The sequence below is a fragment of the Streptomyces sp. NPDC041122 genome (assembly GCF_055592445.1).
On record NZ_JBVIYQ010000008.1, the window covers coordinates 451,774 to 476,736 of the forward strand.

Consider the following 24,963-nt stretch of genomic DNA (forward strand, 5'->3'; position numbering starts at 1 on the left):
CCCCGGAGATTCGAGCATCCGTGCGTCGGGGGCGCTCCGCGCACGGCTCGCACCGCCGCGTGTGCGGCTCCGACCTGCCGCGTGTCTGGCTCCGACCCGGTAACTGACGTACCGTCAACTCCGCGCCGGAGGGCACCATCGCCTCCCGCCACCCTGAACTGCCGTGTGACCAGGGAGGTTTGACGTGGCAGACGACCGTCCGGTCCCGCTCGACGAATACCCCGTACACCAGGTCCCGCTCTCCATGAAGCACGTCGCGACCGGAGACCGCAACGCCTACGACCGGTGCATCTTCCACCTCTTCGACCACCGGGGCCGCGCCCTGCTCATCCTGGGCCTCGGCGTGTACCCCAACACCGGCATCATCGACGCCTACGCCACCCTGCGCACCGGGGACACGCTCCACGCCGTACGCGCCAGTGACGCCCTCGGTGAGGACCGGATGAACCTCCGCGTCGGTCCGCTGCGCATCACCGTCGACGAGCCGCTGCACCGCATCCGGCTGCGGTGCGCGGCCGACCCCGACGACCCCGCCTCCCTCTCGTACGACCTCACCTGGACCGCCGACTTCCCCGCCCTGTGGGAGCCGCACCACATCCAGCGGCGCGGCGACCGGCTCACCCTCGAAGGGCGCCGCTTCGTGCAGGCCGGACGGCCCTCCGGGGTCATCAGGGCGGGCGGCGAGGAGACCACCGTGACGGCGCGGGAGTGGACCGCGACGCGGGACCGCAGCTGGGGCGTGCGGCCCATCCCCGGCGAGGAACGCGGGCTCCTGGAGGAGGAGTTCGCCACCGAGGGCTTCCACTGGATCTGGTGCCCGGTGCGCTTCGACGACCGCTTCCTCATGGTCATCGCGCAGGAGGACGCGGACGGCTACCGCACCCTGAACGACGCCACCCTGGTCCGGCACGGCGTGCGCGACCGCCAACTCGGCTGGCCACGGGCCGACATCACCTACCGCTCCGGCACCCGCCACCCCGAGCGCGCGGTCATCCACCTCACCGACCCCGACGGCAAGGGGCCCCTGGAGCTCGGCGTGGAGGTGCTCGCCTCGCTGCCGCTGGCCGTGGGCGCCGGCTATCCGCCGGCCGACGACTGGCAGCACGGCACCTGGCGCGGCCGCGACTGGACCGACCGGCGCACCTACGACCTGTCGGACCCCGCGGCCCACCCCCTCGCCGCGTACGGAGTCATCGACCACGCCGCCCGCTTCACCCTCGACGGGCAGACGGGGTACGGCATCTTCGAGCACGGCAGCTTCGGCCGCCACGACCCGAGCGGCTTCACCGGATTCGACTCCATGGCGCCCTGAGGGCCCGGCCGGAGGAAGGAGTACGGAAGATGGCAACGGCACCCCGCCCCCGCACCACCACGCGCGAACCGCAGGATCTCGCGCGCCGCCTCACCGCCTGGCTCGGCACCCGGCTGCCCGGCGCCGAGGCGGTCGACGTGAGCGTGCCCGAGTCCAACGGCATGTCCAGCGAGACCCTGCTCTTCACCGTGGATCACCCCGAACCGCCGCTCAGGAACTGCGCGTTGCGCGTGGCGGCCGACCCGGCGGCGTACACGGTCTTCCCCGTCTACGACATGCCGCGCCAGTACCGCACGATGCGGCTCGTCGCCGAGCGCACCGATCTGCCGGTGCCGCGCGTGCTGTGGCTGGAGGAGGACCCGGGCCCGCTCGGCGCCCCGTTCTTCGTCATGGAACGGGTCGAGGGCCGCGTCCCGCCGGACGTCATGCCCTATACGTACGAGGGCAATTGGCTGCACGCGGCGACCGACGCCGAACGCGCCCGTCTGGAGGCGGCGTCCGTCGGGATCGTCGCCCGGCTGCACGACCAAGTGCCGCCCGCACAGGCCGAGTTCCTCGCCCCGCCGGGAGAGGGCAGCCCGCTGCGGCGGCACGTGGTCGCCCAACGCGCTTACTACGCCTGGGTCGTGAGCGGGGTGCGCGGCTCACCGCTCATCGAGACCGCCTTCGACCGCCTGGAGGAGCTCTGGCCCCGCACCGAGGGCGACCCCGTCCTCAACTGGGGTGACGCCCGCATCGGGAACATCATCTACGACGGCTTCGAGCCCGCCGCCGTCCTCGACTGGGAGATGGCCTCCCTCGCCCCGCGCGAGGTCGACCTCGGCTGGCTGGTCTATCTGCACCGCTTCTTCCAGGATCTGACCGTGGGTTTCGGCCAGCCCGGGCTGCCGGACTTCCTGCGCAGGGACCGCGTCGAGGAGGCGTACGCCCGGCTCACCGGGCACACGCCGCGCGACATGGAGTTCTACACGCTGTACGCGGCGCTGCGGCACGCCATCGTCATGCTGCGCGTCGCCTACCGCCAGGTCCACTTCGGCGAGGCCGAGGTGCCCGGGACCGAGGAGGCCGCGGACGCACTGATCCTGCACCACGGCAGTCTGACCGCCATGGTGCAGGGCAGTTACTGGTGATCCGGAGGCCGGCGCGGCGGCTGTCGGTGCGTCAGCTGCCGCCGCCGGGGCGTCAGGCCGCTCGCCGGTCCTGGCCCGGCACCCGCATGGGGCGCGAGCCCGGGCCGTTCACGTGCGAGAACGGCTGCGTCCGCCAGTCGAGTCCCTGAGGGAGCGTCAACAGCAGGGCGGTGTCCTGCTCCTGAGCCTCCATCGACTCGTCGGCGGGCGTGGCGTCGGTGGCCGCCCGGCCGGTGCCGGCGCAGACCGTCAGCCCGAACGGGTTCCACGGAGTGGGGCACAGCGCGTGCTCCGGCAGGACGTCCTCGTCCGCGAGGAGCGCGATGGGCTGCCCGCAGTCGGGGCAGTTCACCCGGTACATCTCAAAGGTGTCGTAGGAGTCGAGAAAGGCGTCAGCCGGTTCGACGCCCTCCGGCTCGGGCTCTGCGGCCGGCTGCTCCTTGGCGCGGGCGGACCGGCCGGAGCGCTTCACATTCTGCATGGGATTCTCCCCCTCGGGTGGGCCGACAAGGCGCTGCGGCCTCGACCACAGCAAGCACTTCCCGTCCCGTCGTAGAGGTAATCGTTGCATCCCTTCGGACACGGCTGCGGGACTGTGGTATTCGTCACATGCCGCGTGGAGTTGCCTGGTCGCGGGGAGGCGAGAGGGCCGGTCGCGCGGAGGTCCGGCAGGGCGCGCGAAACTCATCGGCGCGCGGGTCCGTTCGCGCGCTCAGGTATCCGCGGGGATCAAGAGCCCTGTAGGTTCGCCGCATGGAGGAGCTGGACCGACAGATCGTGCAGCTGCTCGTCAAGGACGGGCGGATGAGCTACACCGACCTGGGCAAGGCCACGGGCCTGTCCACGTCGGCCGTGCACCAGCGGGTGCGCCGCCTGGAGCAGCGGGGCGTCATCCGCGGCTACGCCGCGGTCGTCGACCCCGAGGCGGTCGGGCTGCCGCTCACCGCGTTCATCTCGGTGAAGCCGTTCGACCCCAGCGCCCCCGACGACATCGCCGAACGGCTCGCGGGCGTCCCGGAGATCGAGGCCTGCCACAGCGTCGCCGGCGACGAGAACTACATCCTCAAGGTGCGCGTCGCCACCCCGCTGGAGCTGGAGCACCTGCTGAGCCGGCTGCGCGCCCTCGCGGGCGTCTCCACCCGCACCACCGTCGTCCTCTCCACTCCGTACGAGGCGCGCCCGCCCCAGGTGTGACCCGCGCACTGGTCGCCCGCCCACAGGGGCGAGACTGGTCCCATGAGCCAGAGCACCGCCCCCGGGGACACCCCGCAGGATCCGCCGAGCCACCGCACCGTGCTGCTGCGCGGCGGCGACGTCCACAGCCCCGCCGACCCGTTCGCGACCGCGATGGTCGTCGAACGCGGCCACGTCGCCTGGGTCGGCTCCGAGGGCGCGGCGGACGCCTTCACCGACGGTGTCGACGAGATCGTCGACCTGGAAGGGGCGCTGGTCACCCCGGCGTTCACGGACACCCATGTGCACACCACGGCCACCGGCCTCGCGCTGACCGGCCTCGACCTGACCGGGGCCCGCTCCCTCGCCGACGCCCTCGTTCTCGTCCGCGAACACGCACACGCGCGTCCGCACGACACCGTCCTGCTGGGGCACGGCTGGGACGCCTCCCGCTGGGCCGACGGCCGGCCGCCCACGCGCGCGGAGCTCGACGAGGCGGCCGGCGGCCGCCCGCTGTACCTCTCCCGCATCGACGTCCACTCGGCGGTCGTCACCACCGCGCTCCTCGACCTCGTCCCCGGTGTCACCGAACGCGCCGGCTACCACCCCAACGCCCCCCTGACGGCCGACGCCCACCACGGGGTGCGCGCCGCCGCCCTCGCCGCGATCACCCCGCGGCAGCGCACCGAGGCCCAGCGCGCCGCGCTCGGCCACGCCGCCTCCCTCGGCATCGGCTCGGTGCACGAGTGCGCGGGCCCGGAGATCTCCGACGAGGACGACTTCACCGGGCTGCTGCGGCTCGCCGCCGAGGAGCCGGCGCCGCGCGTCGTCGGCTACTGGGCCGAACAGAACGTCGAGCGGGCCCGGGAGCTGGGCGCGGCCGGCGCCGCCGGGGACCTCTTCGTCGACGGCGCCCTCGGCTCGCACACCGCCTGCCTGCACGAGCCGTACGCGGACGCCGCCCACACCGGCACCGCCCACCTGGACGCCGCCGCCGTCGCCGCGCACGTCGTGGCGTGCACGGAGGCGGGCCTCCAGGCGGGCTTCCACGCCATCGGGGACGCCGCGGTGGCCTCCGTGGCCGACGGGATGCGCCGAGCCGCCGAGAAGGTCGGCCTGGCCCGCGTACGCGCCGCGCGCCACCGTGTCGAGCACGCCGAGATGCTCACCCCCGAAACCATCGCCGCCTTCGCCGAGTTCGGCCTCACGGCCTCCGTGCAGCCCGCCTTCGACGCGCTGTGGGGCGGCGAGGACGGCATGTACGTCCAGCGTCTGGGCGCCGAACGCGCCCGTACCCTCAACCCGTTCGCGGCCCTGCTGCGCACCGGCGTGCCCCTCGCCTTCGGCTCCGACAGCCCCGTCACCCCGCTCGACCCCTGGGGCACCGTCCGCGCCGCCGCCTTCCACCGGACCCCGGAGCACCGCGTCTCCGTGCGCGCCGCGTTCACCGCCCACACCCGCGGCGGCTGGCGGGCCGTCGGCCGCGACGACGCCGGCGTCCTGGTGCCGGGCGCGCCCGCGGACTACGCCGTGTGGCGCACCTCCGATCTGGTGGTCCAGGCCCCGGACGACCGCGTGGCCCGCTGGTCGACCGACCCGCGCTCCGGCACGCCGGGCCTGCCCGACCTGTCGCCGGGCGCCGAACTCCCCGTCTGCCTGCGGACGGTGGTGGGCGGCCGGCCGGTGTTCGTGCGGCCACAAGAGTGATGTACCGGCGGTGCGCGGCGCGGATTGCGGCCGGTCACGGGCTCGCACGACCTGGGAATCCTCGGCACTGACCTGGCGGTCCGTTAAGGAGCCGCAGCTCAGCGGGGTATTGACAGAGAGCCGCCGTGGGCCGGTAGGTTCGGCCGGGTCCACCACAGGACGTCCGAGAGGCGAACCTCCACGCGGTCGTCGAACGCCGCTGGGTCACGGGTGGTGTGCCGCACCGGCGCACCACCACTGGGAGCCAGGTCCAGCGCCCGCGACGCGGAGGCGAGGGAACGTATCAGCCGATCGGCAGGTGTGACCCGGGTGGGGCCCGGACGCTCAGTAGACAACGGCTCTCGGTCGATCCGCAGCCAGCGGGTCCCAGGCCGGCCCGAAGGGTGCCGGGCCCCGATCCGCAGTACGTCCCGTACGCCCGACGTCCCCGCCGCCCGGCGGGCCGGCGGGCGGTACCTGGCCGGTACATCCGCCCCCGGCCTCCGTGCCGCCGCTGCGCCGCAGGCCGGGGCCACTATGGTGGTCCTCTGCGTACGAACGAAGGGGCAGTAGTGAACGACGGCGGTCGGGTCTCCGAAGCAGGGGACCAGGGGAGGCAGTTCGGCTCGCTCGGCACGGCCTTGGTGATCATTCCGACCTACAACGAGGCGGAGAACATCCAGTCCATCGTCGGCCGGGTGCGGGCCACCGTGCCGGACGCGCACATCCTGGTCGCCGACGACAACAGCCCCGACGGCACCGGCAAGATCGCCGACGAGCTCGTGGCCGGCGACGACCACATCCACGTGCTGCACCGCAAGGGCAAGGAAGGGCTCGGCGCCGCCTACCTCGCGGGCTTCCGCTGGGGCCTCGAGCACGGCTACGGCGTGCTCGTCGAGATGGACGCCGACGGCTCCCACCAGCCGGAGGAGCTGCCCCGGCTGCTCACCGCGCTGAAGGGCGCCGACCTCGTGCTCGGTTCGCGCTGGGTGCCGGGCGGACGGGTCGTCAACTGGCCCAAGCACCGCGAGTTCATCTCCCGCGGCGGCAGCACGTACTCCCGGCTGCTGCTCGACGTGCCGATCCGCGACGTGACGGGCGGTTACCGCGCCTTTCGCCGCGAGACCCTCGAAGGCCTCGGCCTCGGCGAGGTGGAGTCGCAGGGCTACTGCTTCCAGGTCGACCTGGCGCGCCGCGCGGTCAAGGCGGGCTATCACGTCGTCGAGGTGCCCATCACCTTCGTCGAGCGTGAGCTCGGGGACAGCAAGATGAGCCAGAACATCGTCGTCGAGGCGTTGTGGCGGGTCACCGCCTGGGGCGTGGGGGAGCGCGTCGGCAAGGTCATCGGGCGCAAGCAGCCCTGAGCCCCGCGGGCGGGCCGAGGGCGGCGAGCCCCGCGTACCGGCACGTGGACGGCCCGGGGCGGTGCCGTCCGCCTGCCCGTCTTGATCATCCCCTTATGCCGGACTGAGGCGCTTCCAGGCACACTGGGACCATGACGAACGGCGCAACGCCCCTCCGCCCCGCCCGGCCCCGGCGCTCCGGCCCCCTCAGGTACCTGCCGCTGGGCATCGCCGCGTGGCTGGTCCTGGAAATCTGGCTGCTCACCGTCGTGGCGGGCGCCACGAGCGGGCTCGTGGTCTTCCTGCTCCTGGTGGGCGGCCTCGTGCTCGGTTCCGCGGTGATCAAGCGTGCGGGCCGCCGCGCCTTCCTCAAGCTCCAGGAGGCGGTGCAACAGCAGCAGAGCGGTGTGCCGCCGGAGCGCGAGCGGGAGAGCGGGGGCGGCGGCGCCCTGACGATGCTGGGCGGGCTCCTGATCATCCTGCCGGGGCTGATCTCGGACGCCCTGGGCCTGCTCCTGCTCGTCCCGCCGGTCCAGAAGGCCCTGGGGCGGTACGCGGAGCGGACCTTCGAGCGCAAGGTGCGCGAGGCGACGCCGGGCGGCCTCGGGGACGCCTATCAGCAGGTGCGCATGCACCGCCCCGACGGCAAGGTCGTCCCGGGCGAGGTCATCAGGGACGACGCGCCGCGCACCTCGCGCCCGGACGACCCGCAGCTGCCCCGCTGAGCTCGCGGGGTACGGGGACATACGGGGGCAGAAACGCAAAGGGCCGGGGCCACTGCTGAGCAGTGGCCCCGGCCCTCTGTGCTGCGTTGTGCGGTGCGGGTGAGCGCGAAAGGCCGCCGTCAGGCGGACTTCCGGCTGTCCCGCGGGTGCACCGCGATGTTCATGGCGCCCGACCGGAGGACCGCGAGACGCTCCTCCAGGACCTCTTCGAGTTCCTCTCGGGTGCGGCGCTCCATGAGCATGTCCCAGTGCGTACGCGCCGGCTTGCCCTTCTTCTCCTCAGGTCCGTCGCCGTCTACCAGGAGTGCCTGGGCCCCGCAGACCTTGCACTCCCACTCCGGCGGGATCTCCGCCTCGACCGAGAACGGCATCTCGAAACGATGTCCGTTCTGGCATGCGTACTCCACGGCCTGGCGCGGAGCCAGGTCGATGCCGCGGTCGGTCTCGTAGCTTGTCACCACGAGACGCGTGCCGCGAAGAGCTCGCTCACTCATGAATCGTGCCTCCCGGGCTTGTCGCCCACAGGACAGGTGTCGCTGTCGTCGTCATCCGGTCAACGTCCGGTCGGCGGTAAAGATTCCCGTTCAGGGTCATGCGTCGCCGTCGTATGCCGCCCCTTGTTGTACCCACCAGCGCCCGGTTTGTCACATCTAGTAGCAGATGTCACCCAGCGTTTCTGAATCCTCAGCTCGCAGTAACGGTCCGCCTGGCAGGCCAAACGCGTACACTACCGGCCTTTGGCCTCAGTTGCTAAATCCGGTCGGGTACGGGATTGCCCGCGTCGCGCACCGCGCGCCGTACAGGTACCCGCAAAAGCAGGATGAAACCCACCAAAAAGAACAAGACGAGCGAGACAATCGCGTCCCGGTAGCTTCCGGTGAGCTGATAGGTGAGGCCGAAGATCAACGGTCCGAGCCAGGCCATGCCCCGGTCGCTGATCTCGTACGCGGAGAAGTACTCGGCCTCCTTGCCGCGCGGAACCATGTGCGAGAAGAGCGAACGGGAGAGCGCCTGCGTGCCGCCGAGCACCAGACCGATGCCCGCGGCCAGGACGAAGAACCAGGCGGGCGTGCCGGCGGGCAGGAAATAGCCCGCTCCGATGGTGACCGTCCAGGCCACCAGCGAGCCGAGTACGGTCCGCTGGGCCCCGTAGGCCCGGGCGAGCCGCCCCATGGCGAGCGCGCCGGCGACGGCGAGCAGCTGGACGAGCAGCACCGCGACGATCAGCGCGGACTGGCCGAGCCCCAGCTCCTCGGAGCCGTAGACGGAAGCCTGCGAGATCACCGTCTGGACCCCGTCGTTGTAGACGAGGTACGCCAGCAGGAAGGCCAGCGTGTGCGGACGGCGGCGCATGTCCCGCAGCGTCTCCCGCAACTGCCGTCCGCCCCCGCGCGGCGGCCCGTCCTTCGGCGCCGGCGTCCCGCGGTCCCGCAGCCGCTTCAGGGGGACGAGGGTGAAGGCGCCCCACCACACGCCCGCCGACGCCAGACAGATCCGCACCGCGGTCGCCTCCGAGACGCCGAAGCTGTCGTGGGCGAGGAAGAGGACGAGGTTCAGGACCAGGACGAGGGCACCGGCCGCGTAGCCGAAGGCCCAGCCGCGCGAGGAGACCGCGTCGCGCTCGTGCGGAGGAGCGATCTGCGGCAGATAGGAGTTGTAGAGCACCATCGACACGGCGAGCGCGGCGTTGGCGACGATCAGCAGCAGCCCGCCGAGGAGATAGCGGTCGCCGGACAGGAAGAACATGCCCGCCGTGGCGGCCGCCCCCAGGTACGCGGAGACCGCGAGGAGCGGCTTCTTGCGGCCCGTGCGGTCGGCGGCCGCCGCTGCGAGCGGCATCACGAAGACCGACACGATCACGGACACGGACACCGTGTACGCGAAGAAGGAACCGGCGCGGACCGGGACGCCCAGCGGGTGCACGTAGCCGTCCGGGTCCGCGGCCGTCTTGGCGATCTCCGTGAGATAGGGCCCGAGGAAGACGGTCAGGACGCTCGTGGAGTAGACCGAGCACGCCCAGTCGTAGAAGTACCAGCCCCGCTGTTCGTGCCGTCTCGCGGCGGCCGTGTCGTCGGCCGTCGCCTTCAGGGTGTCGGTGCCCACCCGTGACCTCGCTGTTCCCCGTGGTGCGACGCGTCTCGGGCGGTCAGACCCAGGTCCCCCGGTCCTTCAGCACCCCGCGCAGCGTCTCGATGTGATCGGAAACTATGCCATCCACCCCGAGGTCGAGGAGAGCGGTCATCCGCTCGGCGTCGTTGACGGTCCAGACGTGGACCTGCAGCCCGCGCGCGTGGGCCGCGCGCACGAAGCGGCGGTCGACCACCCGGAGCCCGCCGTGTGTCTCGGGCACCTGGGCGCAGACCGCGGAGCGGCGCGGGGCGGCGGGGCCGCCGTAGGAGCGCAGCCGCAGCGCCGCCACGCCCCGCGTGCCCAGCGAGGTGGCGAGGCGCGGGCCCGCGAGCCGCTGGGCCCTGGCCACCCGGGCCTCGGAGAACGAACCGACGCAGACGCGGTCCCAGGCGCCGGTGCGGCGGATCAGGTCGAGCAGCGGCCGGAGCGCGGGCTCCGCCTTGACGTCCACGTTCCAGCGCACCTCGGGGAACGTCTCCAGGAGCTCGTCGAAGAGCGGCACCGGCTCGCTGCCCGCCACGCGCGCGTGGCGCACCTCGCGCCACGGCAGGTCGACGATGCGCCCGGCCGCGTCCGTCACGCGGTCCAGCGTCGCGTCGTGGAAGGCGACGAGGCGGCCGTCGGCCGTGGCGTGGACATCGGTCTCGATGTAGCGGTAGCCGAGGCCGACGGCGCGCCGGAAGGCCGCCGCGGTGTTCTCCAGACCGTCCGCCGCGCCGCCGCGGTGGGCGAGGGCGAGCGGGCCGGGGTGGTCGAGGTAGGGGTGGCGTACGGGGAGGGTCACCGCTGAAGTATCGCCTGCTCCGAGGGTCCGCCGGCGGCCACGACGGTTCCCGTGGCCGCGGGGGCGGGCAGGGCGAAGAGCCGCAGGAAGAGCTGGGCCAGCGGGCCGATGGCCAGCGCGTAGACGACGGTGCCGATCCCCACCGTGCCGCCGAGCGCGAACCCGGTGGCGACCACCACCACTTCGATGAGGGTCCGCATCAGCCGGATGGAGCGGCCGGTGCGCTGGTGCAGGCCCGTCATGAGGCCGTCGCGGGGGCCGGCGCCGAAGGCGGCCGCGATGTAGAGGCCGGTCGCAGCACCGTTCAGGAGGATCCCAGCCGCCATGAGGGGGACCCGCGCGAGCAGGCCGTGCGCGTCGGGGAGCAGTGCGAGCGCGGCGTCCATCGCGAGGCCGATGACGAAGACGTTCGAGACGGTGCCGAGCCCCGGGCGCTGCCGGAGCGGGATCCACAGCAGCAGGACCGCAGCGCCCACGATGATGGAGACGACCCCGATCGACAGGCCGCTGAGCTCCGCGATCCCCTGGTGCAGCACGTTCCACGGCTCCAGGCCGAGGCCCGCCACCACCAGGAGCGCCGAGCTCACGCCGTACAGAGTGAGGCCCGCGTACAGCTGCACCAGTCTGCGCGGCAGGTGCCGCCGTGCCGCCTCAGGTGTCGTCCTGGACATGTGGTGCCCCCCGCTGTGGTGGTAGTGGCCTGATGCGTGACACTCTGTGGCTTGTACGGCAGGGCCAACCATGGCCAATTCGGGGAAGGTGGACTGGGAATCGTGGCTCAGTGGACTTCGGCGATGGGTTCGACGCAGCTCGCCCGTCTTCTCGCCTCACAGCAGGACCGCCCCGCGGGCACCGGCACCCGCCGCCCGCCCGCCTACCGCGCCCTCGCCGACGGCATCCGGCTGCTCGTACTGGAGGGCCGGGTGCCCGTCGCCGCCCGCCTGCCCGCCGAGCGCGAACTCGCCGTCGCCCTCGCCGTCAGCCGCACCACCGTCGCCGCCGCCTACGAGGCGCTGCGCACCGAGGGGTTCCTGGAGTCCCGCAGGGGTGCGGGCAGTTGGACCGCGGTGCCGGCCGGGAACCCGCTTCCCGCACGCGGGCTCGAACCGCTGCCGCCCGAGGCGCTCGGCTCCATGATCGACCTGGGCTGCGCGGCGCTGCCGGCCCCCGAGCCCTGGCTCACCCGTGCCGTCCAGGGCGCCCTCGAAGCCCTCCCGCCGTACGCCCACACGCACGGCGACTACCCCGCGGGCCTGCCCGCCCTGCGCGAGATGCTCGCCGAGCGCTACACCGCGCGCGGCATCCCCACCATGCCCGAACAGATCATGGTGACCACCGGCGCGATGGGCGCCATCGACGCGATCTGCCATCTCTTCGCGGGCCGGGGTGAACGCATCGCCGTGGAGTCCCCCTCGTACGCCAACATCCTCCAGTTGATGCGCGAGGCGGGTGCCCGGCTGGTTCCCGTCGCGATGGCCGAGGGCCTGCGGGGCTGGGACATGGACCGCTGGCGCCAGGTCCTGCGCGACGCCGCGCCCCGGCTCGCGTACGTCGTCGCGGACTTCCACAACCCCACCGGCGCCCTCGCCGACGAGGACCAGCGCAGACAGCTCGTCGAGGCGGCCCGCTCGGCGGGCACGGTCCTCGTCGTCGACGAGACGATGAGCGAGCTCGGACTCGACGCGGACCTCGCCATGCCCCGGCCCGTGTGCGGCTTCGATCCCGCGGGCTCCACCGTCGTCACCGTCGGCTCGGCGAGCAAGGCCTTCTGGGCGGGCATGCGCATCGGCTGGGTGCGGGCCGCGCCGGACGTGATCCGCAGCCTGGTCGCCGCGCGCGCGTACGCCGACCTCGGCACTCCCGTGCTCGAACAGCTGGCCGTGAACTGGCTGCTGAACACCGGTGGTTGGCAGGCCGCCGTGGACGTGCGCAGGGAGCAGGCCAGGGAGAACCGGGACGCGCTGGTCGCGGCCGTCCGCCGGGAGCTGCCCGACTGGGAGTTCGAGGTGCCGCGCGGCGGGCTCACCCTGTGGGTGCGGGCCGGGGGCCTTTCGGGGTCCCGGCTCGCCGAGGTGGGCGAGCGCGTCGGGGTGCGGGTGCCGTCGGGGCCGCGCTTCGGCGTCGACGGGGCCTTCGAGGGGTACGTGCGGCTGCCGTTCACCGTCGGGGGAGCGGTGGCCGAGGAGGCGGCGGTGCGGCTCGCCGCCGCGGCCCGGCTGGTGGAGACGGGGGCCGGTGCGGGTGCGCAGGTCGCGCACCCGTTCGTGGCCTGACGACCGCGTAGCCGCGGCGCCGCCCCGCCCTCAGCTCTCGGCGGGGACCGGCTGCGCCGCCGCGGTCTCGGGGGCGGGTTCCAGCGGAACCGACTCGGCTCCGGCCGCCGCGGGGATGGTGTCGGCCACGGTGGTGTCCACCCGGCCGGAGTCGACGGCGGCGTCCGCCGTGGGCTCCGGGGCGTCCGGCGGAGTGATCCGGTCCGGCAGCAGGTCGAGGACAGCGCGGCGGTGCGCCTCACTGGTCGCGTCGTCGTACGGGTCGGGGGTCGCCGGCACCTGGAGGCGGTGCACCGGGCCGGTGCCGAGGCGGGCGTAGCCCCGGCCGGGCGGCACGTCCTGGGTGACCGTCGTGTGCGGCGGCACCCCGAGGACCTCCTCCAGCTGGTCGATCGTGGCGGGCCCGAGCAGCACGCGCGCGCGGGTGTGCTGGTGCACGGCGTCGCTCAGCGAGTCCAGGGTGTCCAGCTGGTCGGCGACGACGACCGTCACATTGGCCGCCCTGCCGTGCCGCAGGGGGACCTGCAGCAGTGTCTGCGGGTCCCGGCGCCCGTCGGCCGCGGCGAGGTGGCCGAGGGCGCTGGGGCGGTCGAGGAAGATCCACAGGGGGCGCTTGGTGTCCTCGGGCGGCGGGTGGCCCGCCTGCCGGGCCCGGTTCGCCGAGATCAGCCGGCGCTCGGTCTCGTGCGCCGCCCACTCCAGGCTCGCGAGGGCCCCGGTGAGCCCGCACTCGACGGCGAGGACCCCGCCGCGGCCGGTCAGACAGGCGTAGTCACCGGTGCCGCTGCCCTCGACGATGAGGATGTCGCCGTACTGCAGGGCCTGCAGCGCGATGGAGCGCAGCAGGGTCGTCGTGCCGCTGCCCGGCTGGCCCGCGATGAGCAGATGCGGTTCGGTGGAGCGGATTCCGGTGCGCCACACGACGGGGGGCACGTCGCGCGGCTCCTCGCCGTCGGCACCGTCGGTCACCGGCAGGGTGCGCTGGACGCCGGTCTCGTCGGTGAAGCCGAGGACGGTCTCCCCCGGCGCGGTGACGAAGCGCTGGGCGGCGATGTCGGTGGGGAGCGGGGCCAGCACCGAGACGGTGAGCTCGTTGCTCTCCTCGTCCCACGCGAAGTGGTATTCGCGGCCGCGGCCCGACTTGGCGTGCAGCAACTGCTCGATCCGCGCGCGGGCGTCGGGTTCGCCGTCCGTGAAGTACGCGGGGTAGTGCACGACGAGCCGGGAGATGCGCCCGGTGTCGTCGAACTCGTGGTCGGTGAGGGCCTTGTCCCACTCCCCGCCGTGCGCGAAGAGCGGGGCGGGGTCCTCGGGGACCGAGAAGTACGGGACGAGTGCTTCGTAGAGGGACTGCAGCCGCTGCGTCTGCGACTCGTCCGGGCCGGTCGGCTCCGGGGCGGGGCGCTCACGGCCCGTCCACGCGGCGGCCGCCATCAGGCAGATGGCGGCGAGCAGCGGTCCATAGGGGACGAGGGCCACGACCAGGATCACGGAGGCCGCCATGAACAGCAGCGGTCCGCGCTTGTCCTTGGGCGTGTCGGCCCACCTGCGCCGCCCGGCGGCAGCCAGCCGGCGCAGTCCGCGGGTGATCGTGATCAGCGGGTGGAGTACGTCGGTGGCGTTGTCGGCTGCCGACCGTGCCAGCTCCCGGCTCCGGGCGAGGGATGCGGTACCGGTGCTCAGAATGCGGGGGAGTGGGCGCCTGGCCACGTCAGTCTCCTGAAGGTGCGTGCGAACGGCGGGTACGTCAGAACTTGATCCCGCCCAGGAGGCTCGCCAGGCTCGCGCTGCCCGCCTTGATGCTCGGGGCGATGGCGGTGCCCGCCATGAAGAAGCCGAAGAGGGCGCAGACCACGGCGTGGGACGCCTTGAGTCCGTCCTTGCGGAAGAAGAGGAAGACGATGATTCCGAGCAGCACGACGCCCGAGATGGAAAGAATCATGACGGTTCTCCTGGTTGGTGGGGACAGTCACCATGAGTTCTTCCAGGTTCACAGCATGTATCCATACGATTAAAGGTGCAAATGGGTTAATTATTGAGGATTTCCCTCGAATGGCGGAGCCTCGTTGGGCCGCGCGGGAGCCGGTTCGTGCGGTCCGCCGGTCCCGCCGTGATCATTGCCTCGGGTGGGCCGCGTCATGTGCCGGCGGGGGCAGTACCCTGTCGGTTCACTCGTACGGCTGCACCGGCAGCGCACCCAGAAAGGCGGACGCCCCCATGAGCGAAGCCCCCGACCCGGAGGTCGTGGAGCTGGCGACCAAGATCTTCGATCTGGCACGTCAGGGCGATGCCCCGACGCTCGCTGCGTACGTCGACGCGGGTGTCCCGGCGAACCTCACGAACGACAGCGGCGACTCGCTGGTGATGCTGGCGGCCTACCACGGGCACGCCGACGCCGTCCGCGTCCTGGTGGAGCGCGGCGCCGACACCAACCGCGCCAACGACCGCGGGCAGACGCCGCTCGCCGGGGCCGTCTTCAAGGGCGAGGACGAGGTGGTCCGGGCGCTCCTGGCGGGCGGCGCCGATCCGGCGGCGGGGATGCCGTCGGCCGTCGACACCGCACGGATGTTCGGGAAGGTGGAGCTGCTTCAGCTGTTCGGTGCCGCCTAGACGGGGTACCTGACCAGCAGCAACGGGGGCGCTGGAAATGTGGTCGCGGCGGAGCTGACCGCCGGGTCATCATGACGACGTGATTCACGGACGCGACGGCGGGGCAGGTTTCGCCGCACCGCGCGGACCGTGAGCGGCCCGCCCCCGGACCTCCCGTCCGGGAACCCCTGGGCCATGGACGAGAGGCAGAGGAAGATGGTCTTCGACAAGCAAATGACGGCGGGCGGCCCGACGTGTTGGCGCACGGCCAGGTAATGCGTGATTCCCGGTTGCGTCGACGCTTGATGTGAGGCTGTTTCCCATGTTCGATCCGGTCATAGCGCCCAGCGGTACGCTGCTCGGCCTGCTGCAGAGGGGCCGCGGCGACGGCACGCTGCACGCGCTCACCGCCCCACGCTCCGAGGCGCTCGCCGCCCTCGACCACTGTGTACTCCACGACCCCCGCCACGACTGGCAGGTGGAGAACCGCTCGCTGTACTACGCCCGGCTCTACCTCGACCTGCACGGCGGGCTCGGCGAGATCGAGCGCCACCTCTTCGACGCCGAGGACGTCCTCACCACGGACGAGTCGCGCACCGGCCTGGCCCTGGCCGTCCTCGGACACCTCGCCTCGTACGGCAGGCAGGACGCCCTGGAGCTGCTGCGCAGGTACGCGGCGTTCGGCTCCAACTGGGCGTGGGCCCTCGACGAGCTGGCGCTGCGCGACGACGACGCGGGCCTGCGCGCCCTCGCCACCCCCGTGCTCGCCCGGTTCGCCCCCGACGCCGAGGGCGGGGCCGAGCTGGCCGCCGCCGTCCGCGACGCCTATGAACCCCGGCCCTGGCGCCTCTGGGAAGAGGACCCCCGCGCCGATGTCGGCGGCCGCGTGCGCGCCGCGCGCGAACAGGGCTCCTTCGACCGCTGGCAGCGTCAGATGCGGCCCTCCGGTCCGCGCCCCGGCTGGAGCGTCCAGGCCGTCTTCGACTGGGCGCAGGAAGGCCTGGAGCGGGGCGCCGTGCTGTACGTGCCCGCCGCCCGCTGCCTGACCGCGGTCGCGGGCCCCGAGGACCGGCCCGAGATCATCGAGGCCGCCCGCACCGGCTCGGACGGAGCGCGCGGCACCGCCCTGCGCTACCTCGCCGACACCCACGATCCCGCCGTGCTCGACCTCATCGAGTACGCCGCGCAGGACCCCTCCCACGTCGTGGTGGACGCCGCGACCGGCGCCTTCGAACGGATGCGCGGCGTCGCCGTCGTGGAGCGCGCCCGACGCTGGGCCCTCAGGCCCGACGCGCTCGGCGCCGCCGCGGGCCGGATGCTCGCCTGCCGGGGCGGCGCACAGGACAGCAAGCTCGTCCTCGCCGCGCTCCGCGAGGCCGTCCGGGGCGAGGGCCCCGACGCGCCGACGCTGTGGACCCTCGTGGACGGCGCGGGACGCCTCGGCATCGCCTGTGCCGCCCCCGTGCTGCGCCACGTCTACCGCGAGACCGCCTCCTCCCATCTCCGTGGCCGCGCCGCCCGCGCGCTGGCCGCCACCGACCCCTCCTTCGCCGCCGGCTTCGCCGTCGAGTGCCTGTGGGACTGCGAGGAGTCCACCCGCGAGGTCGCCGCACGGCACGCCGAGACCGGTGACGCCCGGGTGGTCAACCGGCTCCGGCGGCTCGCCGCCGACCCCGCCGAAGAGGACGACGTACAGAGCGCGGTACGCAGCAGGATCGGCCCGGACGCGGCCGTGTAGGGCGGTCGTCGAGCCAGGGCGCCGCCGTGCGGCGAGGGTACGGCCGCTCCTCACGGGGTCAGCGTCGGCCGGTCGCCACGAAGCGCACCGGAGTCCCCGGCCGCGCCTGGGCCGCCGCGGCCAGGTCGGCCTCCCGGACGACCGCCACCACCGGGTAGCCCCCGGTGGTGGGGTGGTCGGCGAGGAAGACGACGGGCCTGCCGTCCGGCGGCACCTGCACGGCGCCCAGCACCATCCCCTCGCTCGGCAGTTCGCCCTCGAACGCGCGCTCAAGGGCGGGGCCCTCGGTGCGCAGGCCGATGCGGTTGCTCGCCGCCGACACCCGGTACGCGCGCGTGGTGAGCGTGTTCAGCGCCGCCGCCGTGAACCAGTCGGCCCGGGGCCCGAGGGCCACCCGCAGCGTCAGCTCGTGCGGCGGCGCGGGGAGCGGGACGGTGTCCACGCGCGCGTGCGTGCCGCCCGGCGTTCCCAGGGGCAGGACCGCGCCGTCCGCCGGCGGGGGCGGGCCGAGCCCGGAGAGCAGGTCCGTGGAGCGGCTGCCGAGCACCGGTGCGACGGCGACGCCCCCGTCGAACGCGACGTAGCACCGCACTCCGCGGAGCGCGGCGCCGACGTCGAGGAGCGCTCCGGCGGGTACACGCACCGGCGCTCCCCAGGGCGCGGGGCGGCCGTCCACGGTCACCGGGCAGGGCGCGCCGACGATCGCGACGGTCACGGGGCGGCGCGGGCGCACGGCGACGCCGTCGAGGGTGGTCTCCAGGGCGGCGGCGTCGGGAGGATTGCCGACCAGCCGGTTGGCCAGGCGCAGCGTGGGCGGGTCGAGGGCCCCCGAGCGCGGCACCCCGAGATGGGCGTGGCCGGGGCGTCCGAGGTCCTGCACGGTGGTCAGCGCCCCGGACCGCACGACGGCGAAGGCACGGTCGGTCATCGCGTCTCCGGGGTGTGGGACGGGGCCTGACTGCCGAACGGGGGCCCCGGTGCGGGCTCCGGGCTGTCCGACGGGTTGCTCGGCGGGGTGTCGGTCGGCGGCTCCGGGACGAAGCGGACGCGTACGCCGGGGGAGAGCAGGGCGGCGGGCTCGCGCGCGTGGTCCCACAGCACCGCGTCCGTCGAGCCGATCAGCTGCCAGCCGCCGGGGGAGGCCCGGGGGTAGACGCCCGTGTACGGGCCGGCCAGGGCGACGCTGCCCTGGGGGACGGCGGTGCGGGGCGTGGCCCGGCGCGGCACCTCGTAGCGCTCCGGAAGCCCGGTCAGATAGCCGAAGCCGGGCGCGAACCCGCAGAAGGCCACCCGGAATGCGGCCGCCGCGTGGATCCGGCCCACTTCGGCCACGGGCACGCCCCAGTGCGCGGCCACGTCCGCCAGGTCCGGCCCGTCGTAGCGTACGGGGATCTCCAGGACCGCTCCCGCGCGCGGGGGCAGCGGCGGGATCTCCCAGCCGGACAGCTCCGCCCCGACCCGGGCGGGCTCGTCGAGGCCGTCGAGGAGCACCGTGCGGGCGGCGGGGACGATCTCCCGCACCCGCAGCGAGCCGGCCGCGCGGCGGCGGAGCAGTTCGGCGTGGAGGGCCTGGGCCTCGGTCCCGTCGGCGAGTTCGACGAGCAGGCCCCGGTCACCGACCGGCAGGACCCTCATGCGAAGGCCTCCACCCGTACACCCGCCGTCTCCAGCGCGGCCCGCACCCGGCGGGCCAGACCCACGGCCCCCGGAGTGTCGCCGTGCAGGCACAGCGAACGCGCGCGGACGGCGATCTCGCGGCCGCCGTGCGAGGTGACGAGTCCGGACCGGGCCAAGCCGACCGACCGCGCGACGACGCTGTCCGCCTCCGCGACGACCGCTCCCGGGGCGGTCCGGGGAACCAGAGTGCCCTCGTCGGTGTAGGCGCGGTCCGCGAACGCCTCGGTGACGACCGGCAGTCCGGCCTTCTCCGCCCTCTCCAGGAGGCGCGATCCGGGAAGCCCGAGGAGGGGCAGCGAGGCGTCGGCGAGGAGTACGCCGTCGACGACCGCGCGGGCCTGCTCCTCGTCGTGGACGACGCGGTTGTAGAGCGCGCCGTGCGGCTTCACGTACGACACACGGGTACCGGCCGCCCGCGCGAACACCTCCAAGGCGCCGATCTGGTAGGCCACTTCGGCGGCCAGCTCCGCGGCCGGCACGTCCATGGCCCGCCGCCCGAACCCCGCCAGATCGCGGTAGGAGACCTGCGCCCCGATCCGCACCCCGCGTTCGGCGGCGAGGTCGCACACCCGGCGCATGGTGACCGGGTCGCCGGCGTGGAACCCGCACGCCACATTGGCGCTGGTGACGACGGACAGCAGCGCGTCGTCGTCGGTCAGGCGCCAGTGGCCGAAGCCCTCGCCGAGGTCGGCGTTGAGGTCGATCGAGGTGGTGCTCATGTACGGAGGTCTCCAGGGTTCTCGGCTGTCGGGGTGGCGCTGTACGGCCGGTCGGACGGCGCGGAACGGCGGTCCAGCCACAGGGAGTTGGCGTCAGGCCGTGGGGCGCCGCCGTCACACCACGCGGTACTGGTCGTCCCGGGCGTCGGTGACGAACATCCGCCCCGGCGCGTGCGTGATCGCGAACGGCGGCCGCGACGCCATGACCGCGGCCTGCGGCGTGACCCCGCACGCCCAGAAGACCGGGATGTCGTCCGGTTCGGCGGCCACCGGATCACCGAAGTCGGGGCGGTCCAGGTCCTCGACGCCGAGCCCTGCCGGATGGCCGCAGTGCACCGGGCTGCCGTGCACCGCGGGCATCAGGGCGCTCTCCCTGATGGCGTCGGCGAGATGACGGGGCGGCACGGGGCGCATCGAGACGACCATGGGGCCGTGCAGTCGGCCCGCCGGACGGCAGGGGCGCGTGGTCACGTACATCGGGACGTTGCGGCCCTGCTCGATGTGGCGCAGCGGGACCCCGGCGGCGGCGAGCGCCCACTCGAAGGTGAAGCTGCAGCCGAGGAGGAACGTCACCAGGTCCTCGCGCCAGCGGCCGACGACGTCCGTGGGTTCGTCGGCGAGCTCGCCGTCCTCCCACACGCGGTAGAGCGGCAGATCCGTGCGGAGGTCGGCGCCGGGGGCGAGCGGGGTGGTCCACGCGCCCGTGTCCGTGACGTCGAGCACCGGGCAGGGCTTCGGGTTGCGCTGGCAGAACAGCAGCATCTCGTACGCCCAGTCGGCGGGGACGGAGATGAGGTTGGCCTGGGTGAAGCCCGCCGCCCAGCCGGCGGTGGGGCTCGTCTCGCCCGAACGGAACGCCGCGCGGGCCTCCGCGGCGCCGCGGATCACCGGAGTGGTCACAGGAGTTCCCTCCCTCGCGTCTCGGGCAGACCGAGGAGCGCCACGACGGCGAGGCCGTAACCGACCGCTCCGAAGACGAGCGCGCCGCCGACGCCCCAGCTGTCGGCGAGGAAGCCGACCATGGTGGGGAAGACCGCGCCGACCGCGCGGCCGGTGTTGTACGTGAAGCCCTGCCCCGTACCGCGCACCGCGGCCGGGTACAGCTCGCTGAGGAACGAACCGAAGCCGCTGAAGATCGCCGACATGCAGAAGCCCAGCGGGAAACCGAGCACAAGGAGAAGGCCGTTGGCACCGTCCGGGATGTTCGTGTACGCGAGGACGCTGGCCGCGGAGAGGACCGCGAAGAGCGTGATGTTCCGTTTGCGGCCGAGCTTGTCGGTGAGGTAGCCGCCGGTCAGATAGCCGATGAAGGCGCCCGATATGAGGAAGGTCAGATAGCCGCCGGTGCCGACGACGGTCAGGCCCCGGTCCTCCTTGAGGTAGGTCGGCACCCAGGTGGCCAGCGTGTAGTACCCGCCCTGCACACCCGTGGACAGGAGCACCGCGAAGAGCGTCACGCGCAGCAGCCCCGGCTTGAAGATGGCCGTGAACGACCCCTTGTGGGCGCTCCTGCGACGCTCCTCTGCGGCCTCCGGGGCGTCGTGCACGTTGCGCCGCACGTAGATCACCAGGAGGGCGGGCAGCGCGCCCGTCCAGAACATCACGCGCCAGGCCACCTCGTCGTCGAGGAACTGGAAGACCAGCGTGTAGACGACGACCGCGAGGCCCCAGCCCACCGCCCAGGAGCTCTGGATCGCGCCCAGCGTGCGCCCCCGGTTTTTGGCGGTGGCGTACTCGGCGACGAGGATCGCCCCGACCGCCCACTCGCCGCCGAAACCGAGCCCCTGGAGGGCACGGAAGAGCAGCAGTGTCTCGTAGTTGGGCGCGAAGCCGCAGGCGACGGTGAAGATCGCGTACGTGACGACGGTGATCATCAGCGCCTTGACCCGGCCGATCCGGTCGGCGACCACACCCGCGATGGCCCCGCCCACGGCGGAGACGACCAGCGTGACGGTGGTGAAGAGCCCGGTCTGTCCGCTGTCCAGGCCGAAGTACGCGGAGAGCGCCACCATGCTCAGCGGCAGCGTGAAGTAGTCGTAGGAGTCGAGGGCGTAGCCCCCGAAGGCGCCCGCGAAGGCACGGCGGCCGCGCGGACCGAGGGCGCGCAGCCAGCCGAACGCACCGCTGTCGTCGGGTATGTCCCCGGGCGCGGGGTGGGGTCCTGCCGGCGCGGTCCGGGGTGGCGGGGTCGTGCTCATGGGCACCTCGCAGAGGGGGGACGGGGGTGCTGGAGCCTGCGGTTCGGGGAACCGCCGGGGAGAGCCGTGCCCGACAAGGTAGAGGATCGTTGAACGATCCCTCAATACCCGTGTTGTTTCGTTCTTCGCTCTGCGATTGAATCCGGGCATGGCTGAGGCGATGGCTGACGTGAGCGGACTGGCCGACGACCGTGCGCTCCTGGGGCGCACCAGCACCGCCGAGCGGGTCTCGGACATCCTCCGGACCCGTATCGCCGAGGGCTTCTTCCCGCCCGGGACCCGGCTCTCCGAGGACAGCATCGGCGGCGCCCTCGGCGTCTCCCGCAACACCCTGCGGGAGGCCTTCCGGCTGCTCACCCACGAACGGCTCCTGGAGCACCAGCTCAACCGCGGCGTCTTCGTACGGGTCCTCACGGTCGAGGACGTACGGGACATCTACCGCACCCGGCGCCTCGTGGAGTGCGCGGTCGTCCGCGGTCTCGGCGAGCCGCCGTACGCCCTCGACGCGGTGGCCGACGCCGTCGCGGAGGGCGTGCGCGCGGCCGGCGAGCAGCGGTGGCGGGGTGTCTCCACCGCCAACATCCACTTCCACCGGGAACTCGTCGCCCTCGCCGCGAGCGCCCGCACCGACGAGCTCATGCGCAGCGTCCTCGCCGAACTGCGCCTGGCCTTCCACGTGGTGGACGACCCGCGCCGGCTCCACGAGCCCTACCTCGAACGCAACAAGCAGATCCTCGCCGCCCTGCGCGCGGGGGACGCGGGGAAGGCCGAACGGCTGCTCGCCGACTACCTGGAGGACTCCCTCGAGGGCCTCGTCGAGGTGTACGGGCGGCGCGTCGGCACGGGCGGCTGAGCCGGTCGCATCTGCGCCGTTTCGACCGTTGTCAGACCGAGGACCTAGTCTGTGCACCGTGACTTCGCCTGCCGTTACGGACACTGCTCCGCCCCAGCTCAGCGCGGGACCGCGGCCCGCTCCGGGCCCGGCCGCCGACGAGGGCCTGGCGCGCCGCCTGCGCGCCCTGGCCTGCACGGCTCCGCTGCACGACCTGGACGTGCGCAAGGCCAACCTCGCCGGCGAGTACTCGGTGTACGCGATGGCGGAAGTGGCCCTGTCCGCCATCGACCTCGTCACGCTCACGATGGACTTCGACACCGGCGCCGACCACGACCAGATCGTCACCCGGCTGCTCCCGCGCGTCGCCGCCCAGGCCCCGCACCGCCCGGCCGCCGAGCACGAGCGGGTGGCCCGCTGGGTCCTGGAGAACCTGATCAACGTCGGCAGCGTCGACCGTGGCTTCCGCGCGGTGTACGGCACCTTCGCGACGGACGGCACCTATGTCCGCAGGGACTACGACTTCAAGCTCCTCGAAGAGGTCCCCGGCTACGGCGGCAGCGTCTACCTGCGCACGACCGACGAAGCGGTCAACGTCCTGGTCGGCGCCCTCGACACCGACGTCACCAGCGCCCAGATCGCCGCCGAGGTCAAGCTGGAGGTCCTGATCCGCCGCGGCAGGCTCGCCGACGCCCAGCTCGCCGCCGAGCAGGCGCGCTACCGCACCGTGCAGTACTCGGAGACCCTCCGCAAGGCCCTCGACGCCACCCGGCGCAACGTCCGCGCGGTGGACTGGCTCCGGGCCGTCCCCGACATGATCGCGGAGGCGCTCGACCACGTCGCCGACCGCTACCGCCACGAGAACGCCATCCTGACCAACATCCGCAAGGCACGCGACGAGTCCGAGGACCCCGAGCAGAAGCGCCGCGCCGCCGAGCTGGTCGACATCGTCAAGGACTGCATCCGGCGCCACACCCAGCTGCAGTCCCGGCTCCTCGAAGCGGGCCCGCTCTTCCGCGCCGAACAGGACCGGCAGGCCTTTGCCGCCCCCACCGCGCGCACCGGCCTCGACCTCTACGGTCAGCTGGTCGCCCCCCTCCTGCCGCTCCCCGCCGAGCAGGCGATCCGCGTGACGGACGCCTTCTTCGCGCGCGGGACCGGACTGCGCACCCCCGTCTCCGTGCGCGTCGGCGACCTCGTCGACATACTGCTGACGCCGCCCCAGGAGCGCGAGCACCTCGGCGCGGAGATGCCCGAGCCCGACCTCATCGCCACCCCGGACGACAGCCGCTTCAGCGAGGAGCAGCTCGCGAGCGCCATGGAACTGCTCGACCTGCCCGCCGACGCCCCGCGCCGGCTCTCCGGACTCCTCGCCGACGCCCGCCGCCGCGACCCCGAACTGCCCTACCTCGTCGCCCTGTTGGCCGTGCACGCGGCCAGCCCGCCGGTCGGCACCGCCTACCGCCAGGGCGAGGAGAAGCTCCTGTTCGCCGTGGACGACGGAACCCAGCTCGAGGACGAGGAGTTCGGCGGCGCCGACCTCATCGTCGGCACGGCCCTCCTGGACGCCGTCGGCATGGCGGCCGACCGGACGGAGGCGGCCTGACCATGACCGGTACCCTCACGAGCCGCCCCGGCCCCCACACGCCGCCCCGGCCCCGCCCGCAGCACCACCCCCACAAGGAGCACACGCCGTGACCGACCACCCCGCAGAGCACGCCGCGTGGGGCGAGCCGGACTCCACGGCGGCGCCCGCCGCCCCCGCGCCCGTCACCCCGGCCGACGCCGCCGACGCCGCACGGCTCGTCTCCTTCGGCCTGCAGCCCAAGCTCCAGCCCGCCCGCGACCAGGAGTACGCCGAGCTGCTCCGCCGCTACCGCGAGGACCCGCCCTTCGCGCGGCTCGCCGACGCCGTCGCCACCGGCCTCGGGCTCGTCGTCCTGGAGGTGTCCCCGCGCGCGGGGATGGCCGTCACCGCCGAGGAGGGCTCCGTCTTCGCCGTCCGCATGGGCGACTACGCCCGCCGCGCCGCGACCGACTCCACCGACCGCTTCCTGCACGGCCTCGCCCACCTCGCCGTCGCCGCCATGGCGTTCCCGCGCCCCGAGGACCTCGCCGACGACGGCTATATCGGCCGCGTCACGGTCAACGGAGTCGACGCCTTCGTGCGCCAGGCCTGCCACCGCCTGGAGGAGCGCGCCGAGGAGCACGGCGAGAACACCGACCCCGCCACCGACGCCCCCGGGCTGGAGGCGGCCTGGCGGATCTGGGCGCGCCGCAGCTCCACCGGCGCCACCAAGGACGCCCGCAGGCTCGCCGGATCCACCACCGGCATCGTCGCCAAGGCCGTCGCCTTCCTCACCGACTCCGGCTTCCTGCAGCGGACCGGGGACGACTCCGGAGGCACGTACCGCACGACGGCCCGCTACCAGCTCCAGGTCCGCGACATGGCGGGCAGCGCGGCCATGGCGGAGCTCCTGGAGCTCGGCGTCGTCCCGGTCACCGACGGCTCGGCCACCCTGCTGCCCCCCGAAGACCCCGACGACCTGGAGCTGGCCGCCGACGCGGGGCTGCCGTTCCACTCCTGACACCGCCCCGCACCGCCCCCGGGCCCCGCGCCCCGCCGCCCTGAACTTCCTGCCGTTCCGCACGAC

Annotated in this window: 24 protein-coding genes; 12 read left to right on the forward strand and 12 right to left on the reverse strand. The window is 73.5% G+C overall.

Annotated elements, in window-relative coordinates; genetic code table 11:
- The first annotated feature begins 184 nt into the window (after positions 1-184).
- Together ACZ6B8_RS28760 and ACZ6B8_RS28765 are read left to right on the forward strand one after the other, a co-directional pair.
- On the forward strand, positions 185-1,312 hold the full coding sequence (locus tag ACZ6B8_RS28760) for an Rv3169 family protein (RefSeq protein WP_471081191.1): 1,128 nt from the start codon (positions 185-187) through the stop codon (positions 1,310-1,312).
- 29 nt (positions 1,313-1,341) lie between these two features.
- On the forward strand, positions 1,342-2,442 hold the full coding sequence (locus ACZ6B8_RS28765) for a phosphotransferase family protein (protein ID WP_471609138.1): 1,101 nt from the start codon (positions 1,342-1,344) through the stop codon (positions 2,440-2,442).
- Between the two features lie 52 nt (positions 2,443-2,494).
- Here the strand turns inward: ACZ6B8_RS28765 and ACZ6B8_RS28770 are convergent, their stop codons facing one another.
- Positions 2,495-2,923 (reverse strand): hypothetical protein, encoded by a 429-nt coding sequence (locus ACZ6B8_RS28770; protein WP_471081198.1) that lies wholly within the window; start codon positions 2,921-2,923, stop codon positions 2,495-2,497.
- Between the two features lie 272 nt (positions 2,924-3,195).
- On the opposite strand from ACZ6B8_RS28770, the gene ACZ6B8_RS28775 reads away from it, so the two are divergent.
- The 4 genes from ACZ6B8_RS28775 to fxsA all read left to right on the forward strand — a co-directional run bounded on the left by ACZ6B8_RS28775 (position 3,196) and on the right by fxsA (position 7,369).
- On the forward strand, positions 3,196-3,636 hold the full coding sequence (locus ACZ6B8_RS28775) for an Lrp/AsnC family transcriptional regulator (RefSeq protein WP_030789227.1): 441 nt from the start codon (positions 3,196-3,198) through the stop codon (positions 3,634-3,636).
- A gap of 42 nt (positions 3,637-3,678) precedes the next feature.
- The gene (locus tag ACZ6B8_RS28780) at positions 3,679-5,322 is read left to right on the forward strand and encodes an amidohydrolase (protein WP_471609139.1); all 1,644 of its coding nucleotides are present in this window, start codon (positions 3,679-3,681) and stop codon (positions 5,320-5,322) included.
- A gap of 527 nt (positions 5,323-5,849) precedes the next feature.
- Positions 5,850-6,665 (forward strand): polyprenol monophosphomannose synthase, encoded by an 816-nt coding sequence (locus tag ACZ6B8_RS28785; protein ID WP_471081394.1) that lies wholly within the window; start codon positions 5,850-5,852, stop codon positions 6,663-6,665.
- Between the two features lie 131 nt (positions 6,666-6,796).
- On the forward strand, positions 6,797-7,369 hold the full coding sequence (gene fxsA / locus ACZ6B8_RS28790; protein ID WP_471609140.1) for an FxsA family membrane protein: 573 nt from the start codon (positions 6,797-6,799) through the stop codon (positions 7,367-7,369).
- 119 nt (positions 7,370-7,488) lie between these two features.
- On the opposite strand, the gene ACZ6B8_RS28795 is transcribed toward fxsA, so the two are convergent.
- The 4 genes from ACZ6B8_RS28795 to yczE all read right to left on the reverse strand — a co-directional run bounded on the left by ACZ6B8_RS28795 (position 7,489) and on the right by yczE (position 10,954).
- Complete coding sequence (locus ACZ6B8_RS28795; protein ID WP_030360404.1) at positions 7,489-7,863, reverse strand: RNA polymerase-binding protein RbpA; 375 nt, start codon at positions 7,861-7,863, stop codon at positions 7,489-7,491.
- 256 nt (positions 7,864-8,119) lie between these two features.
- Positions 8,120-9,472 (reverse strand): MFS transporter, encoded by a 1,353-nt coding sequence (locus ACZ6B8_RS28800; protein WP_471609141.1) that lies wholly within the window; start codon positions 9,470-9,472, stop codon positions 8,120-8,122.
- Between the two features lie 43 nt (positions 9,473-9,515).
- Positions 9,516-10,283, reverse strand: a complete 768-nt coding sequence (locus ACZ6B8_RS28805; RefSeq protein ID WP_471081210.1) for a glycerophosphodiester phosphodiesterase — start codon at positions 10,281-10,283, stop codon at positions 9,516-9,518.
- Positions 10,280-10,954, reverse strand: coding sequence for a membrane protein YczE (gene yczE / locus ACZ6B8_RS28810; protein ID WP_471081213.1), 675 nt, complete (start codon positions 10,952-10,954; stop codon positions 10,280-10,282). Before yczE ends, ACZ6B8_RS28805 begins: the two co-directional genes overlap by 4 nt.
- Positions 10,955-11,056: 102 nt before the next feature.
- Between yczE and ACZ6B8_RS28815 the strand changes: the two genes are divergently transcribed.
- The gene (locus ACZ6B8_RS28815; protein WP_471609142.1) at positions 11,057-12,556 is read left to right on the forward strand and encodes an SCO1417 family PLP biosynthesis transcription factor; all 1,500 of its coding nucleotides are present in this window, start codon (positions 11,057-11,059) and stop codon (positions 12,554-12,556) included.
- Between the two features lie 30 nt (positions 12,557-12,586).
- On the opposite strand, the gene ACZ6B8_RS28820 is transcribed toward ACZ6B8_RS28815, so the two are convergent.
- Both ACZ6B8_RS28820 and ACZ6B8_RS28825 read right to left on the reverse strand, forming a co-directional pair.
- Complete coding sequence (locus ACZ6B8_RS28820; RefSeq protein ID WP_471081220.1) at positions 12,587-14,266, reverse strand: hypothetical protein; 1,680 nt, start codon at positions 14,264-14,266, stop codon at positions 12,587-12,589.
- A 37-nt stretch (positions 14,267-14,303) separates the two neighbouring features.
- A complete protein-coding gene (locus ACZ6B8_RS28825) occupies positions 14,304-14,498 on the reverse strand; it encodes a hypothetical protein (protein WP_160503705.1) in 195 nt (64 codons plus the stop codon).
- 275 nt (positions 14,499-14,773) lie between these two features.
- Here ACZ6B8_RS28825 and ACZ6B8_RS28830 point away from each other — a divergent pair, with 275 nt between their 5' ends.
- Together ACZ6B8_RS28830 and ACZ6B8_RS28835 are read left to right on the forward strand one after the other, a co-directional pair.
- Positions 14,774-15,166 (forward strand): ankyrin repeat domain-containing protein, encoded by a 393-nt coding sequence (locus ACZ6B8_RS28830; protein WP_471081223.1) that lies wholly within the window; start codon positions 14,774-14,776, stop codon positions 15,164-15,166.
- 301 nt (positions 15,167-15,467) lie between these two features.
- Entirely contained in the window at positions 15,468-16,883 is a 1,416-nt protein-coding gene (locus ACZ6B8_RS28835; protein ID WP_471081224.1) for a HEAT repeat domain-containing protein, read from the forward strand.
- 58 nt (positions 16,884-16,941) lie between these two features.
- On the opposite strand, the gene ACZ6B8_RS28840 is transcribed toward ACZ6B8_RS28835, so the two are convergent.
- The 5 genes from ACZ6B8_RS28840 to ACZ6B8_RS28860 all read right to left on the reverse strand — a co-directional run bounded on the left by ACZ6B8_RS28840 (position 16,942) and on the right by ACZ6B8_RS28860 (position 21,477).
- Entirely contained in the window at positions 16,942-17,811 is an 870-nt protein-coding gene (locus ACZ6B8_RS28840) for a 5-oxoprolinase subunit C family protein (protein WP_471609143.1), read from the reverse strand.
- The gene (locus ACZ6B8_RS28845; RefSeq protein WP_471609144.1) at positions 17,808-18,518 is read right to left on the reverse strand and encodes a 5-oxoprolinase subunit B family protein; all 711 of its coding nucleotides are present in this window, start codon (positions 18,516-18,518) and stop codon (positions 17,808-17,810) included. Before ACZ6B8_RS28845 ends, ACZ6B8_RS28840 begins: the two co-directional genes overlap by 4 nt.
- The gene (locus tag ACZ6B8_RS28850) at positions 18,515-19,279 is read right to left on the reverse strand and encodes a LamB/YcsF family protein (RefSeq protein WP_471609145.1); all 765 of its coding nucleotides are present in this window, start codon (positions 19,277-19,279) and stop codon (positions 18,515-18,517) included. Before ACZ6B8_RS28850 ends, ACZ6B8_RS28845 begins: the two co-directional genes overlap by 4 nt.
- A gap of 114 nt (positions 19,280-19,393) precedes the next feature.
- Positions 19,394-20,179 (reverse strand): putative hydro-lyase, encoded by a 786-nt coding sequence (locus tag ACZ6B8_RS28855; RefSeq protein WP_471609146.1) that lies wholly within the window; start codon positions 20,177-20,179, stop codon positions 19,394-19,396.
- Positions 20,176-21,477, reverse strand: coding sequence for an MFS transporter (locus ACZ6B8_RS28860; protein WP_471609147.1), 1,302 nt, complete (start codon positions 21,475-21,477; stop codon positions 20,176-20,178). Before ACZ6B8_RS28860 ends, ACZ6B8_RS28855 begins: the two co-directional genes overlap by 4 nt.
- A gap of 148 nt (positions 21,478-21,625) precedes the next feature.
- Here ACZ6B8_RS28860 and ACZ6B8_RS28865 point away from each other — a divergent pair, with 148 nt between their 5' ends.
- From ACZ6B8_RS28865 to ACZ6B8_RS28875, 3 genes are all read left to right on the forward strand, one after another.
- Positions 21,626-22,330, forward strand: a complete 705-nt coding sequence (locus ACZ6B8_RS28865) for a GntR family transcriptional regulator (RefSeq protein WP_471081239.1) — start codon at positions 21,626-21,628, stop codon at positions 22,328-22,330.
- 58 nt (positions 22,331-22,388) lie between these two features.
- Positions 22,389-23,915 carry a hypothetical protein gene (locus tag ACZ6B8_RS28870; RefSeq protein WP_471081242.1) on the forward strand — a complete coding sequence of 509 codons (1,527 nt, stop codon included), beginning with the start codon at positions 22,389-22,391 and terminating at the stop codon, positions 23,913-23,915.
- An 88-nt stretch (positions 23,916-24,003) separates the two neighbouring features.
- Positions 24,004-24,897, forward strand: a complete 894-nt coding sequence (locus ACZ6B8_RS28875; RefSeq protein ID WP_471081245.1) for a hypothetical protein — start codon at positions 24,004-24,006, stop codon at positions 24,895-24,897.
- Positions 24,898-24,963 lie beyond the last annotated feature (66 nt).